At 60.6% G+C, this 14,884-nt stretch carries 11 protein-coding genes; 5 read left to right on the top strand and 6 right to left on the bottom strand.

All coding sequences use genetic code 11. The annotated features are described in order from the left end of the window. Positions 1 to 30 precede the first annotated feature (30 nt). From ACYQ54_RS04210 to ACYQ54_RS04220, 3 genes are all read right to left on the bottom strand, one after another. On the bottom strand, positions 31 to 351 hold the full coding sequence (locus ACYQ54_RS04210) for a 2Fe-2S iron-sulfur cluster-binding protein (protein ID WP_460079634.1): 321 nt from the start codon (positions 349 to 351) through the stop codon (positions 31 to 33). Between the two features lie 128 nt (positions 352 to 479). Further along, positions 480 to 842, bottom strand: a complete 363-nt coding sequence (locus tag ACYQ54_RS04215) for an Hpt domain-containing protein (RefSeq protein WP_460079635.1) — start codon at positions 840 to 842, stop codon at positions 480 to 482. A 250-nt stretch (positions 843 to 1,092) separates the two neighbouring features. Then, entirely contained in the window at positions 1,093 to 1,407 is a 315-nt protein-coding gene (locus tag ACYQ54_RS04220) for a hypothetical protein (protein ID WP_460079637.1), read from the bottom strand. Between the two features lie 282 nt (positions 1,408 to 1,689). Between ACYQ54_RS04220 and ACYQ54_RS04225 the strand changes: the two genes are divergently transcribed. Further along, on the top strand, positions 1,690 to 7,398 hold the full coding sequence (locus ACYQ54_RS04225; protein ID WP_460079638.1) for an apolipoprotein A-IV repeat region-like domain-containing protein: 5,709 nt from the start codon (positions 1,690 to 1,692) through the stop codon (positions 7,396 to 7,398). 359 nt (positions 7,399 to 7,757) lie between these two features. On the opposite strand, the gene ACYQ54_RS04230 is transcribed toward ACYQ54_RS04225, so the two are convergent. Next, complete coding sequence (locus ACYQ54_RS04230; RefSeq protein WP_460079640.1) at positions 7,758 to 8,291, bottom strand: MarR family winged helix-turn-helix transcriptional regulator; 534 nt, start codon at positions 8,289 to 8,291, stop codon at positions 7,758 to 7,760. A gap of 164 nt (positions 8,292 to 8,455) precedes the next feature. On the opposite strand from ACYQ54_RS04230, the gene ACYQ54_RS04235 reads away from it, so the two are divergent. The 3 genes from ACYQ54_RS04235 to ACYQ54_RS04245 are packed head-to-tail and all read left to right on the top strand — an operon-like array spanning position 8,456 to position 11,322. Continuing rightward, complete coding sequence (locus ACYQ54_RS04235) at positions 8,456 to 9,484, top strand: TRAP transporter substrate-binding protein (protein WP_460079643.1); 1,029 nt, start codon at positions 8,456 to 8,458, stop codon at positions 9,482 to 9,484. Between the two features lie 2 nt (positions 9,485 to 9,486). Then, complete coding sequence (locus ACYQ54_RS04240; protein WP_460079645.1) at positions 9,487 to 9,996, top strand: TRAP transporter small permease; 510 nt, start codon at positions 9,487 to 9,489, stop codon at positions 9,994 to 9,996. An 18-nt stretch (positions 9,997 to 10,014) separates the two neighbouring features. Beyond that, positions 10,015 to 11,322, top strand: a complete 1,308-nt coding sequence (locus ACYQ54_RS04245; RefSeq protein WP_460079646.1) for a TRAP transporter large permease — start codon at positions 10,015 to 10,017, stop codon at positions 11,320 to 11,322. Between the two features lie 85 nt (positions 11,323 to 11,407). Here ACYQ54_RS04245 and ACYQ54_RS04250 read toward each other — a convergent pair whose 3' ends face one another. Continuing rightward, the gene (locus tag ACYQ54_RS04250; protein WP_460079648.1) at positions 11,408 to 12,157 is read right to left on the bottom strand and encodes an SDR family oxidoreductase; all 750 of its coding nucleotides are present in this window, start codon (positions 12,155 to 12,157) and stop codon (positions 11,408 to 11,410) included. Between the two features lie 95 nt (positions 12,158 to 12,252). On the opposite strand from ACYQ54_RS04250, the gene ACYQ54_RS04255 reads away from it, so the two are divergent. After that, complete coding sequence (locus ACYQ54_RS04255) at positions 12,253 to 13,167, top strand: AraC family transcriptional regulator (RefSeq protein WP_460079650.1); 915 nt, start codon at positions 12,253 to 12,255, stop codon at positions 13,165 to 13,167. Positions 13,168 to 13,175: 8 nt separating this feature from the next. Here the strand turns inward: ACYQ54_RS04255 and ACYQ54_RS04260 are convergent, their stop codons facing one another. Beyond that, positions 13,176 to 14,696 carry an SH3 domain-containing protein gene (locus ACYQ54_RS04260; protein ID WP_460079653.1) on the bottom strand — a complete coding sequence of 507 codons (1,521 nt, stop codon included), beginning with the start codon at positions 14,694 to 14,696 and terminating at the stop codon, positions 13,176 to 13,178. Positions 14,697 to 14,884: the final 188 nt, after the last annotated feature.

Here is a 14,884-nt window from a genome sequence, read left to right on the forward strand (position 1 = left end):
TTTTTTGAAACCTAGTCTGCAGAGACCTGATCAGGCCTGGCGTTCGGGCACGTGCACAACGAGGCCGTCGAGATCGGAGGTCACCTTGATCTGGCAGGACAGGCGCGAGGTCGGCTTCACGTCATAGGCAAAGTCGAGCATGTCCTCTTCCATCGGCTCCGGAGAACCGGTCTTGCCGCTCCAGGCATCGTCGACATAAACGTGGCAGGTTGCGCAAGCGCAAGCGCCGCCGCACTCCGCTTCGATGCCCTGAACCATGTTCTTGATGGCATTTTCCATCACGGTTGAGCCTTCAGCAGCGTCAACGTCGGTCCGGTTTCCATCGGCGGTTACAAATGTAATTTTCGGCATATGTCGCGTCCAAGCCTGAATTTGCGGGTCTTCGAAGCACGACATAAAGATTTACGACAAAAGGTCAAGGACCGTGCCATTTCAACGCGGCAATCTGCCTCTGCCCGTCAAACGCGGGGATATGCCTTTCAACCTTCCAGAAGGTCCCGGATATACCGGTTGGCCTCGTCGACCGCTGCGATCAGACCTTCGGTAGCCGTATCGGTGCTCGACCGCATCTTGCCTTCCAGGTTTTCGCAAACGATAGCAACCCTTTCCGCACCAATGGCGCGGGCAGACCCCTTAAGGGTGTGTACGAGGTCGCGGCGAACGGAATCGTCGGTTTCCTGCTTCAACCGCTCAAGTGTCGAGATGGACTGCGACTTGAACAGATGCAGGACCTGCACTTCTAGATCCCGGTTGCCCAGCGTATTGGTCGCAAGCTGCACCAGATCGATCGGTGCCTCCGGACCGGCGCGTCCAGCGACGCGGGCCATGGAAGAAGGGGCCATAAGGGTGCTCCACATTACTCAATACCTGCCTGACGGCACCCCGCCGCAAGCTGTAGAGCCATAACAATGCGCCACAAGCCCAAACGCCCGGTTAAACAGGTCGCTCAAACCGTCTCTTTCAGGCCATGTCCCCAAAAAATTGATTTCATGGTTAATGCGTTTTAACGCAGGTTACGAAACAGGATTAAAAAAGTCCTTGCGTTTCCGCCGATTTCCTGAATCGCTAAAATTTTAATGATATGATTCGCCGTTAACTTTTTTTGTCTTTTTCGCTTGCAGTGAGCGCGTCGATAGCGGCGGGAGTGAGCTTGCAGACCAGCCAATCGGGCTTGATTGGGTTGGAAAACCAAGGCTCTGCCCACCCTGCGTCGATGCAGGCACGAATTGTACGCACCGGAATTTCCCGCCCGTTGTCATCGAACAGAGGCAGTTTGCCCCCTGCCTGCCCAAGCCCCTTTTGCAACCACCGCTTTTGCGAGGCCGTCAACTTTCCCGCTTTAAGCGTAACTTTCAGGACCGTATTTTCAGCATCTGCCGATGCGTCAACCTGCTTTGATTCCGGCATCCAATCCGCCCCCTAAGTGACTCACGCTATTGCCGTTTCTTGTTCGTTAGGAGAGATTGTGCCATTACAGTTACTGATGCGGCAAGGTGGGGAGTGTACCGTCGAACGGAAAGTTCACGGTCGGTCAGCGGCGGCCCTCCCGCACGAACAGGTTTTGCGGTGTTGCCACAGCTGGGCAGCGCTCGCGACAAGGACGCATCCGGTAGATAACTGTAAAGAGCTGCGCCAGCAGCTCTGCGCGATTACCGGTGTGTAATGAGTACGGATGTGAGGCGACCCCAAATGGCAAATCCGACAAAGGCGAAAGATCCGGCAGAAGCGGCTCTCTCAGCAGTTGAAGAAGCCCTGAAACTCGATTTCGGCGGCCCGGATACCACAGAAACAACCGCTGCAGCAGATGCAAGCCCTGCCCAGGCGGAACCGGCACGCCGGTCCCAGACGGAAACGCGCGGCCAGTCCCAGCGCGAAGAGCAGCGCCAGTCCAGGCGTAGGGGACGGGGCGGACGCCCGCCGGCCGCCAACGACGACCGCCGGAACATCGGTAACCTGATCTATTCCTTGCAGCGCCGGCCTTCGTCCGCGCCGTTCTGGGGTGCCCTCGCCCTCAGCGCCCTTTGGGCCGCGCTCGGCAGCAGCCTCTTCATGACCGCCTTTTCGGACAAGGTCGGATCGTTCACCGATCCCCAGACCCTGATCGGCTCGCCGGAAATGATCCTGGCCGTCGTCGGCATTGTCGTTCCGATCATCTTCTTCTTCGTCATGGCCATGATGATCTGGCGCGCGCAGGAAATGCGCATCGTTGCCCGTGGCATGACCGAAGTAGCCCTGCGTCTTGCCGAACCGGAAGACATGGCCAAGGAAAGCATCCTCAGCGTCGGCCAGGCCATCCGCCGCGAAGTGGCAGCCATGGGCGACGGCATCGAGCGCGCCATCGCGCGTGCCAGCGAGCTGGAAGTCCTGGTTCACAATGAAGTGTCTTCGCTGGAACGATCCTACAACGACAACGAGCTGAAGATCCGTGCCCTGATCGACGAACTGATCAGCCAGCGCGAGTCCATCGTCATGAACGCCGAGCGCGTGCGCGAAACCATCGCCGGTGCCCACGAGAGCTTCGCCTCACAGCTTTCCAGCACTTCCGGCGAACTCGGCAGCACCGTGGATCACGCTACCCAGCGCATGATCGATGCCGTCAACAGCCGCGTCGAAGAACTGACGTCCACGGTCGACAGCCGCATCGAGTCCCTCGGCGCTACGCTGAACGCCTCCGGCAACGAACTGGTCGACAGCCTCACCGTCCGTGCGGAAGACTATGTCTCCCGCCTCTCCTCTACCGGCAACGACCTGGTCGACAGTCTGGCGGAAACCGGCGCCACCATGTGGGAAACGCTGACGGCACGCGGCAACGAGGTCAACGAGCGCTTCGCCGACACTGCCAATACCTTCGTGGAAACCCTGTCCGCTCGCAGCACATCGATCAACGAGACCCTGGCATCTTCCAGCAACTCGGTGATCAACACCTTGAGCGAAAAGGCGGACGAATTCCGGGTTACCCTGGAAACCACGGGCACCAACGTCGGCGACGTCATCACGGCGCGCGGCGAAGAGATCAACGCCAACCTGTCGCTCACCTCCGGCCGTCTCATCGACACGATCACATCGCGCACCGAGGAACTGGTGGCAACCGTCGACAACCGCGTCACCACGCTGGACGAGTCCCTTGCCGAAACCGGCAACCGTGTGGTCGAGAGCATCTCCGAAAAGGGTCAGGCAGTTACCGACACCATCTCCATCCGGGGTGCGGAAATTGTCGAAACCCTGTCCAGCCGGTCCACGGAAGTCGCAGAAATCCTGCGCGGCACCGGCGAGAGCATCGTGGTCGACCTGTCGCTGCGCGGCGGTGAAATCGCCTCCAAGCTCGACGAGACCGCAGGTTCCCTCACCCAGACCATCTCCGTACGCGGTGGTGAACTGGCCGAGAAACTCGACAATATTTCCGAGCGCATCTACACCGCCATCTCCATCAACGGCAGCGAGCTGGACGAACGTCTGGCTGCCCGCAGCAACGAGATGGCCACCATCCTGGAGCAGCAGACCATCGACTTCCGGGAAACTCTGGAAAGCGTCTCCGGCCAGTTCTCCGCCAGCCTTGGCGACCAGACCGGTGCCCTTACCCAGAAACTGGCAGAAACCGGAACCCAGCTTGCTGAACTTATCGGCAGCCGCGGCGACCGCGTTGCAGGCGACATCAACCAGATCAGCGGCAAGATTGCCGAAACTCTGGAAGTGCGCGGCCAGGCGCTGCAGGACGGCCTGTCCAGCCGCCTCACCGAGCTGGAAACCATCGTCACCGATCGCGGTGGCCAGCTGATCGACGCCTTCGACACCAAGACACTGCTCTTGTCCGAGGCACTGGATTCGCGCCTGTCCACGCTGGACACGACCTTCGCCACCCGGATCGACTCCATGGACGCTTCCCTGGGCGACCGCATTGCAGCCATGGATGCATCGCTCGACCAGCGCTATTCGGCGATCGATTCAACCTTGAACGACCGCATCGCGACCATGGATGCAACGCTCGAGCAGCGTTACACCGCCATCGATGCGACATTGACAGACCGCATCGCCACGATGGACAGCTCTCTCGAGCATCGCTTCACCACGATGGATGCAAGTCTTGGCGAGCGCATCGGCACCATGGACGCGTCTCTGGAACAGCGCTACTCCCTGATGGATGCGACCCTCAGCGACCGCATCAGCACGCTGGACAACTCGCTTGAGCATCGCCTGTCGTCGATGGACAGCTCGCTCAGCGAGCGGATCTCCACGATGGACGCCTCTCTGGGCAGCCATATCAACACCCTGGACCTGACGCTCGATCAGCGGACCGCGGCCTTCGAGGCAACCCTTGAAGCCCGTACGCAGATCCTGTCCGATGCCATCGAGAACCGCACCACCGGCATCAGCGATGCGCTGGAGGAAAAGACCCGCAACATCACCGATGTGCTTGCGGACCGCTCCGACGCGATCACGCTTCAGCTTGGCCAGCGGATCGAAGCGGCGGGCAACACCCTTGCCGAGCGCGCCGAGGAAATCGGCCAGTCCCTGTCCGAACGCGTCGACGGCGCGGCCTCTTCCATGGCAGACAAGGCCGAGCTGATCTCCGCTTCCATGACCAGCGGCACCGACAGGATCGACGAGACGCTCGATGCCCGTGCCCGCCAGATTTCCGAAACTCTGATTTCCCGCACCAAGGAAATCGCCAAGGCCTTTGTCGACGGTCAGGACGAAATGACCTCCGCCCTCGACAATCGTCTGGCGGAAGCCGGCAGTGTACTGGGCAAGCAGAGCGAACAGCTGACGGAATCCCTGTCCGAGCGTATCGCTGAAATCAACGTTTCCCTTGGGGCCAAGGTGTTCGAGGTTGCAGAAACCCTCGACAGCCGCGCAACCCAGCTGGAAACGCTGCTCAACGAGCGTCTGGAAAGCATCTCCGGCACCTTGACCGGCGAGAGTGAGCGCGCCCGTGACATTCTCACGGCCGTGATCTCCGAAGCCGGCGCGACGCTTTCCACCGAAAGCACGCGACTGCGCGATGTGGTCCAGGAAGCGGTCACCGCCGCTGTCGAGACTCTCTCCGACGAACGCAACCGCACCGTCGAGATCGTCGACAGCGCCCTCAGCCAGGCAACCGAAAAACTGTCCGGCGAAGGCGACCGCATGCGTCAGATCGTTCTGGGGTCCGTCGGCGAAGCCCGCGGCGTGCTGGTCGGCGAAAGCCAGAAGGCAGCCGACGCGGTCACCTCCGCCATGAACCAGGCCACCGGCGCAATGTCGGGTGAAAGCGGCAAGATCCGCGATCTGGTTCTGAGCGCGGTTGGCGATGCCGCCCGCGCCATGGCTGCCGAAAGCGAAAAGGCCCGTACGCTCTATGCCGGTACCCTTGCCGAGTTCTCCGGTTCCCTGACCGGCGAAAGCGACAAGGTCCGCAACGAGCTGTCAGGCCTGATTGCCGAGATTTCCGGCAACCTGTCCGCCGAAAGTGAACAGGCCCGCATGACGCTGGCAAAAACGCTGGAGGAAATCCGCGGCCAGATGTCGAGCGAAGCCGGCATGGTTCGTGCCCGCGTCAACAGCGCCGTTACCGAAGCCGCCGATCTGCTGGTAGGCCGCGGCAACGAGGTCGCCAACGAACTGCTCGACAAGGCAACCGCCCTCAACGAAGCCTTTGGTGCTCGTTCCGGCGAACTGGCGAAGATCGTCGGCACCGACGGCAACGAACTCATCAGCGCCATCGAACTGCGTGCCAACGACCTTACCGGGCGCCTGTCCGAGGTCCATACGGCGATCCTGGAAGCCATCACGGTCAAGGGCCGCGATGTCACCGACACCTTTGCCCATACAGGCCTCGACGCGACCCGCTCGCTGGTGGAAGCCGGCGACCGCATCGTCGCCAGCATCAACGAGCGCAGCGAACAGGCAACCACCCTGCTCACCGACACCAAGCGCAGGCTGGAGGCAGACGTTACCGAGATCCTCAACAAGATCGAGACGTCCAACAGCAACCTGCAGGGTATCGTCGCAACGGCCGGCGAAAACCTCAACGAAGTCGAGGGCAACCTGGCCCGCCGCGCCGGCGAGTTCCGCTCTGCCGTCGACCGGGCGGTCTCGGAAACCAATTCCACCACGGCGCTCATCACCGAACAGGTCGCGAACCTGCGCGATGTGACCGACACCACCCTGGCGGACATCAAGAACCTCACCGGCCGCTTCGGCGACCAGTCAGAGGAACTGACCAAGGCAGCCCGTCACCTGGAAGACACCAACCGCTCCGTCGAGAGCCGTGTCACCGAGCGCCGGACCGCCATCGAGGACGTTGCCGACACGCTTCTGGCCAAGACCGAAGCCGTCGATACGCTCATGCGCTCCTTTACCAAGACCCTGTCCGAAACGCTGGAAACGGCGGACGACAAGGCACGCGATGCAGCCAACATGCTGTCCGCGGCGGCGGAAGCTGCGTCCAAGCAGGTGTCCGAGCAGTTCGAATCCATGCGCCTGACGGCAGGTATGGAGGGTCAGAAGGCTCGCGAGGCGATCCGTTCCGCACAGGACGACATCATCGCCGAGATGACCCGCACCGTGACCGAAGCCTCCGAACGCTTCAACGATGCGGCCGGCCGGATGCGCGACGTCGCCCGCGACGTCCACCGCGAACTGGAAGCAACCCGCAGCGAACTGAAACAGGGCGTCCTGAACCTGCCGGAAGAAGCAGAAGAATCTTCCGCAGCGCTGCGCAAGGTGGTCAACGAGCAGATCCGCGCTCTGACGGAACTCTCCGAGATTGTCGCCAAGCAATCCAACGCACTGGACATCTCCCGTCCGCAAGTCCAGGCAGCGGCAGCAAGTGCAGCCCCTGCCCCTGCCCCGCAGCAGCCGGCTCCGGTGAACTATGCTCCGGCAGCACCTGCGCGTCAGCAGAGCGCTCCGGCAAGCGAACCGCGTCCGGCACCGGTCAACACCCGCCGGCAGCAGCCGGCCCCTGCCGAAACCGCCAGCTCCGGCGGCAAGGGTTGGGTCGCCGACCTGCTGCGCCGCGCCTCGCGCGACGACGATGCCGGTTCGGACACGGACATGAGCCGTACGCCACTGCAGACGGTGGAAAGCCTCAACTCGCTGTCGGTCGACATTGCCCGCGCCATCGATCACGAAACCTTCGTCGATCTGTGGAACCGCTACCGCAATGGCGAGCGTCACGTGTTCACCCGCCGTCTCTATACGCTGCAGGGTCAGCAGACCTTTGACGAGATCCGTCAGAAATACTCGCGCGATCCCGAGTTCCGCACCGCCGTGGAACGCTATGTGGCCGACTTCGAGCAGCTCCTGGCCCAGGTGTCGCGCAATGACCGCGACAACATGCTCGGCCAGACCTACCTGACGTCGGACACCGGCAAGGTCTACACCATGCTGGCCCACGCCAGCGGCCGTCTGGACTAAGGCGTCAAGCAAAACACACGAAAAAGGCGGCCACTGGCCGCCTTTTTTATTGTCTCGAAGGACGCTCGGTGTCTTTGACCCTCAACTGCAAAAACCCCGGACCGGGCGTTCTCCCAACCCCAGACTGCGGTCCCGTTTCGGTTCCCAGCCTCCTCCCCTTGCTCCGGCAATCCGGTTCTGCAAACGCGTAGGCCCCGGGCGAGCAACGCGAGACCCGGGGCCTACTCATTGCCGGAGCGCCAGTAACATCCCGGCGACAGCACCTGTCAGTTCGATATCATCACTTGAAAGCCAGTGCCTGCTGCCGGCCTCGATTTACCGCAGAAGACCAGCCAGCAAAACCGACCGACCTTGCCAGTTCAATCAGTCACACCGTCCAGTTCATCCGACAGGTTTTCCCGGATCCGCCGGGTTACCGCCAGGAACGCTTTTATTTCCTCGGCGGAGAGGCCGCTGAGCATTTTCTGTTCGACGGCTTTCAGTTTGGGGGCCAGATCCTCGAAGGCAGCACGGCCTTTCTCTGAAAGTTGCAAAAGGAAGCTGCGTCCGTCGGCCTCGTTGCTTTCCCGTGTCAGAAAGCCGCGCTCTTCCATGCGTTTCACGGCCCGGCTGACCACGACCTTGTCCATGCTGGAACGGGCAACGATCTCGCTTGCCTGCAATCCACCGGAGGCAGATCCGAGGATAGCCATGGTGCGCCATTCGGCCGGCATCATGCCATAGTCACGCTGGTAAACCGCCGAAAGCGCTCGCGTCACGTCGGAATAGAATACGCGCACCCGGTAGGGGAAAAATGTTTCCAGCTCGAAGTCCGGCAACGTGGCCTCCGGCGTTTCGCTCGCAATCCCAATGGCTTCTTGTGTCTCGTCGTCCGGGTCGGTCAGCTTTGTCATCGGCGCTCAACAGTATCGGTTAGCTAGTCTGCACGATTTTACGATTGACTTGGTTTCATTTGCAACTATTTTGTTGCATATGTAACTATGTTTGGCATCACGTTTCAAGTTCGGGATCATACCGGCAAGAACGGCCTTCATGAACTGAAGGGGAGGAGAAAATCGTGAAACAGTTGAAGTGTCTTTCCATTCTCGCAGGTGTCGCGGCGTCCGCACTGACCGGTTTCATCGCCAGCGCATCCGCGGACGAGCTGGTCCTATCGTCCTGGCTTCCGCCGAAACACCCGCTCGTCACCGACGTGATGGAACCCTGGGCAGCAGAAGTCGCCAAGGTTACCGACGGTCGCGTGACCGTTCGTATCCTGCCGAAGCCGGTCGGTTCACCGCCGGAGCATTTCGACCTTGCCGCAGAAGGCATCGTAGACATCACCTACGGGCTGCACTCCTTCACCCGCGACGATCGCTTCCTGCGCTCGCGCATCGGCCAGTTCTCCTTCATCGCCAACACGGCAACCGAAGGCTCCAAAGCCTATTGGGACGTCTATGGCGGCACGCTGGATGCGCAAAGCGAACACAAGGGCACCAAGCTGCTCGGCCTTTGGGTGCACGGCCCGGGCATGTTCCACAACAACCAGCGCAAGATCGAGACGCCAGAGGATTTTGCAGGCCTGAAAATCCGCACTCCGGGCGGCTATGTTGCGGACCTGTCTCAGGACCTCAACATCATCACCCAGTTCATGGGCCCGGGCGAAGTCTATGAGAAACTGTCGCGCGGTGTCATCGACGGTGTCACCTTCCCCATGGAAGCGCTGCAGGCCTTCAACCTGACCGACTACACCAAATACTCCATGCGCCTGCCGGGTGGTTTCTACAACACCTCCTGGTTCATGGTCATGAACGAAGACGTCTGGGACGGACTGTCGGAAGAAGATCAGGCGGCCATCGACAAGATTTCCGGCGAGGCTCTTGCCGAAATGGCTGGCGGCGTCTGGGATGGCGCGGATGCCCGTGCTGCGTCTTACATCGCCGACAAGGACATCGAGGTCTACGACGCCCCCGCGCCGGTTCTGGAAGCAGTGAAGGAACTTGCAGCCAAGCACGAGGCCACCTGGGCCGCAGCCGTCTCCCAAACCGGCTTTGACGGTACGGCCGCACTGGCCGAATTCCGCGACAAAACCGGCATCAAGCACTAATCATGTCTGCCGAACCCAAAGGCCAGGCACCGCGCCGGATCGATACGATCCGGCGCGGTGCCGGTTTCCTGCTCGGGCTGGCCTGTTTACTGGTGCTGGCCGGCCTGATCGGGCTTACCTGTGTCGACGTTGTTGCCCGCTACGCCTTCAACAGCCCCGTGAACGGTGCCTATGAGCTGACCGAACTGCTGCTGGCCACGCTCATCTTTCTGGCCCTGCCGCTGACCACAGCCGCCGGCGAACATATCGAGGTGGAACTTCTCGACGGGCTCAAGAGCGCCTTTCTCAAGCGGCTCGGCACACTGGTTGCGGCCGTTTGCACGGTCGGCATTCTGGCGCTGATAGCGTTCAAGCTGTTTGAGCATGCCGAAAAGATGGACCGTCGCGGACAAGTGACGGATTCCCTGCAAATCCCGCTTTCGCTGATCGGTTGGCTCGGAGCCGCCTCCTTCGCGCTTTCGGCCCTGGCGGCCATCGTGTTTGCGGTCAGACGTTTGCGTGAGAAGGCTTGAGACCAGTGAGAATTGTTTATGCTTGAAGCTCTGATCGGATTCATTGCGCTCTTCGCGCTCGTGCTGCTGCGTGTGCCCATCGCGATTGCCATGATCATCGTCGGTACCGCCGGGTTCGCAGCCTTGCGCAACTGGAACGCGGCGCTCAACCTTCTGGGCAACGCCGCTTTCGAGACTGGCCTGTCCTTCACCCTTTCGGTGATCCCGCTGTTCATCCTGATGGGCAACCTGTTGACCATCTCCGGCGTCAGCCAGTCGCTGTTCTCAACGGCCCACCACATGCTTCACCGCATGCGCGGCGGTCTTGCCATGGCTGCGATTGTCGCCTGCGGCGGCTTCTCAGCCGTCTGCGGTTCGTCACTGGCAACGGCAGCCACCATGTCCAAGGTGGCCATGCCGTCCATGCGCAAGGCAGGCTATGCCGACAGCCTGGCGACCGGGTCCATCGCTGCCGGCGGCACGCTCGGTATCCTGATCCCGCCGTCGGTGATCCTGATCATCTACGGGCTGCTCACCGAGGCGGATATCGGCAAGCTGTTCATTGCCGGCATCATCCCGGGCCTGCTCGGCGTGCTGTTCTATCTCGCCGCCATCTATGTCACCGTTCTGCTAAAACCCGAACTTGCGCCAACTGCCTCTGAAGACATGAAGCTCGAAAAGCGGGATGTCTGGGGTGTATTGGCGGTTGTCGGCCTTTTTGCAGTGATCATGGTCGGAATATACGGCGGTTTCTTTACCCCGACGGAGGCAGCCGGCATCGGTGCCGCGGCGTCCTTCGTGATCGCACTCGTGTCCGGTGGCCTGACCTTCGAAAAGCTCTACACCGCAGCGCTCAACTGCGCGCGCACCACAGCCATGATCTTCGCGATCATCATCGGTGCGGAAGTCTTTTCCAACTTCATCAGCTATGCCGGCGTGCCCGACGCGCTTCTGACATTTGTTCAGTCGCTCGACGTAAACGCCTATGTGGTCATCCTGGTTCTGGTGCTGATCTACGTGGTCCTGGGGGCGGTTCTGGAAAGCCTGTCGATGATCCTGCTGACGGTACCGGTCTTCTTTCCGCTGGTCAGTTCCCTTGACTTTGGTGGCGGTCTGCTGGCCGATCCGGAAATGGTGCTGATCTGGTTCGGCATCATCGTCGTGGTGGTCACCGAAATCAGCCTGATCTCGCCGCCGATCGGCCTCAACGTCTTCGTGCTGCGCTCTGTGCTGACAGACGTGCCGCTGCGGACGATGTTTGCGGGCATCCTGCCATTCTGGCTGGCCGACATTCTGCGCCTAGCGCTGTTGATTGCGGTTCCGCTGCTGTCGCTGGCCCTCATCTAGGGCTCTGCCACCTGGCGCATCACCGAGACGTTCAGCGCCAGGAAGATCCGCCGGGCGGCTGCCAAGCCGCCCGGCAGGCCGGTCATCAGGCCGCAAGCGCCTCGGCGTCGCTGCCAGCAGGCAGTTGGGCCGGACAGGACGGATCGGTGACCGCCCGCCAGATCGCCTTCACCACATCTTCCGAACGGGTTGGTTCCTTGTCGGCATCTGCCATGAAGGCTCCCATGACTTCCTCGACAAAGGGTTTGTAGGCTGCCGGCGCTTCCAGAGCGTCCGCCATCAGCGCCCGTGCATTCGTGCCAAAGCTGGTCGATGGAGCCCGGCCCGGCAAAACCAGCTGAACGCGGATGCCAAGCGGCGCGAGTTCCAGAGCCAGGCAATCGGTATAGGCATTCACGGCTGCCTTGCTGGCGGTATAGATCGGCAGCAGCGGCAATGACTTCAGCGTGACACTGGACGACACGTTGACGATAACGCCCTGCCTTTTCTCCCGCATCTGTGGCAGCACCGCACGGATCATCTCGAAGGTTCCGAAGGTATTGGTGTCGAATATCCTGCGCACCATGTCTTCCGATGTGGCCTCGAACGGCGACAGCCAGCCGACGCCAGCATTGTTCACCAGCGCATCGACCGGCCCGGCAGCCTCAAGGGCTCCGGCAATGCTGCTGCGGTCCGTTACGTCCAGCGGCAGGATGCTGAGGCGGTCGGATACCGGCAGCAACGCCTCGTCGGGTTTGCGCATCGTCGCGACAACCCGCCAGCCCTCGTTCAGAAAATGCCGCGCCGTTTCCAGGCCGAAGCCGGAGGAACATCCAGTGATCATGATGGTCTTCATGAGAAAATCTCCTGTTGTTGGATGTTCTCCATATCGACACGTCAGGCAAAACTTTCTATCATGCAAAGTCTTTGTATTTTTATTGAAAGTCCGAAATGCCAGATCCACTGTCCGAGGTGATCACGCTTTTGCGGCCAAGAGCGCCCTTTTCCAAACTCGCCGAAGCCTGCGGCCCCTTCCGGGTACGGCGGGACGATATCAGCGAAGTGTTCTATTGCATGGTGCTGACCGGGCGGCTCAACCTGGAAGTGGACGGAAAAGCACCAGTCATATTGTCGGCCGGAGATTTTGTGCTGCTGCCCGCCGTCGGCGGGCTGACGGTCACCAGTCTCGATCCACCACCGCCCCCGGGCCACATCAGTCAGCCGGTGCACGGTCGGGACGGCGTGGTGCGCATCGGCATGAAGGCCTCTCCAGATACACCTGCAGATGTTCAGCAGCTCGTCGGGCATTGCAGTTTCGGCAGCCCGGATGCCGAACTTCTGGTTTCTCTTTTGCCGGACATGGCGGTGGTGCGCGGCGAAGACCGCCTTGCGTCGCTGGCTGCCCTGGTACGTGACGAAGCACGGGCAGACCGCCCGGCACGGGATGTGGTTTTGGAAAACCTCCTGCAGGTCCTCTTGATCGAGGCCTTCCGCTCGTCCGTTCAGTCCACAGCCTCCACTGGCCTTCTCAGCGGTTTGGCGGACGCACGGGTTGCGCCAGCACTGCGCGCCATGCACGGCGCTCCGCATGAGGCCTGGTCGATCCGGACACTGGCCGGTGAAGCAGGTCTTTCCCGCTCCGCATTCTTCACCCGTTTCAATCGCATCGTCGGCCTGCCGCCGATGAGCTATCTGCTCAACTGGCGCATGACGCTGGCCAAGCACATGTTGCGGTCAGGGCTCCACAGCGTCGGCGAGATTTCCGACCGGACCGGCTATGGCTCCGCCAGCGCGTTCAGCACAGCCTTCACCCGCCACGTCGGTTGCCCACCCGCCCGCTATGCCAAGGCAGCCGGCATGAACTGATCCGCTTTTTACTCTTGCGCGTTTTCCCAGGAAGGCTTCAATCGGCGCGTGATCGGCAGGAACTGGCCGGCCTCATAATAAAGGTTGGGCGATATGTAGCGGGCGCTGACCCAACCGGTTTGACCTTCAAAGTACCCCTGGTACCAGACGCCGACCTTGTCCCCACGAACCGCACAACCGGTCAGGGAAAGCGTGGCGTCGGCAGGAAGTATTCCAAGAACCTGCCCTCCGGTATCCGGACCGGAGCGAAAGTTCACATTGCTTTTCACCCTGCCGGACGGGCCTCCGTTTTCGCCCGCCCATCCGCTTTGGGAGACAAGCCTGTCATCCGAGCACCCAAGTACATTCCCCATCAGACCCAGCGTTACAGGCGCTGAAACGACCTTCCTTGAGGCACACCAGCCCTGCAAGGCACCGTCAACTTCCTCGTTTCCAGGGCCCTGTTGCAGGCAAAGAGGTTTGCCGCGCCAAAGCGCAACCGACAACGCCCCCTCTGGCGTCATCGACAACTGGCAGGAGAACGTTTCCGTATAAAGGGTTGCCGTTCTGCCTGTCAGAGACTTCAGGTCTGAAAGCGAGAACTCGGAATTCATGAACTGAAACAGGTCCGCAACCTCGTAATAGGCCTTGAAGGACCGGCCAGCAACATTGACGGTGTTGCAGATCTCATTGGCGCTGTAGTCGACGCCATCCCCCACATAAACCAGGTTCGATTCGGCTTCGTTGGAAACGGGCGAAAAGCCGAGGTTCCAGGTGTTGATCCCGCCGCGCAGGAAGAAGAAGCTGTCCGCGGTCGAATGCTTCAGGGCTTCCATCATCAGTTCGGGAGGATTGATATTGAAGCCGATCAGCTCGCTGTAACGTTCGGTGAGCTGGTAGCCAAAGGCGAGGATCTTGTCGATGCGTTCGACCTGAGCTCCCTGATTGCCCGCCAGATACGCCATATGAAAGCCCAGCTCCGCTCCCTTTTCGAAATAACGGGCGTCGCTGGCGAAAGGATGAACCATGTCCACGGACAGGGAAAAAGCCAGGGCACAGGCGGACAGGCAACTTGTGTTCTTCAGAACAAAGACACCGCCAATGTTCGGATCCTGACTTTCCAGATTGTACCGGATCACGTCGGCGATCTTGAAGCCTTCCAGGAAATCGCCACCCGGACTGTTGAAGACGAGGTATCGGGTCGACCAATCGTTGATAGCCCCCAGGAACGCGCTGAACTTTTTGGCGTCTCCTTTAACGATCGTGCCTGAAATCTCGATGATATGCGTCTTCTGGTCCGGCTCGGCAGGAGAGAGCACATACTGATCGTTCTGCCAAACGCCTTCTTCATCCAGGTTCGGACGTTGCGCCAGAACGCTGTGCGGTCCTTCCGGCGGATAGATGCGCTTGAGGCTCCTCAGATGCGTTTCCAGATCGGGGCGCAGCCTGAAGTCGGCTGCCTTTGCAAAGGATCCTGCAAACGCTCCAAGCAGCAAAACAAAAAGCACGACACCTGCCCTGCACCAGATGCCGAAGTTAACTCTCGTCATTTCTCGCCCCTCATCAAATATCCGAGCACCTGACTAACAGGCACCACCTCAATTCACTGCCCCCAGATAGGGAAGACGACAACGAATATTTGCAGGTCGCAGGATATTCTCGCAGCACTGGACAAAGAGTGGCTCACCGGGAGACGAGATCGAATGCGGTGTCGTAGATGCCGGAATACCGCTGGCAG

The organism is Roseibium sp. LAB1 (assembly GCF_054658235.1).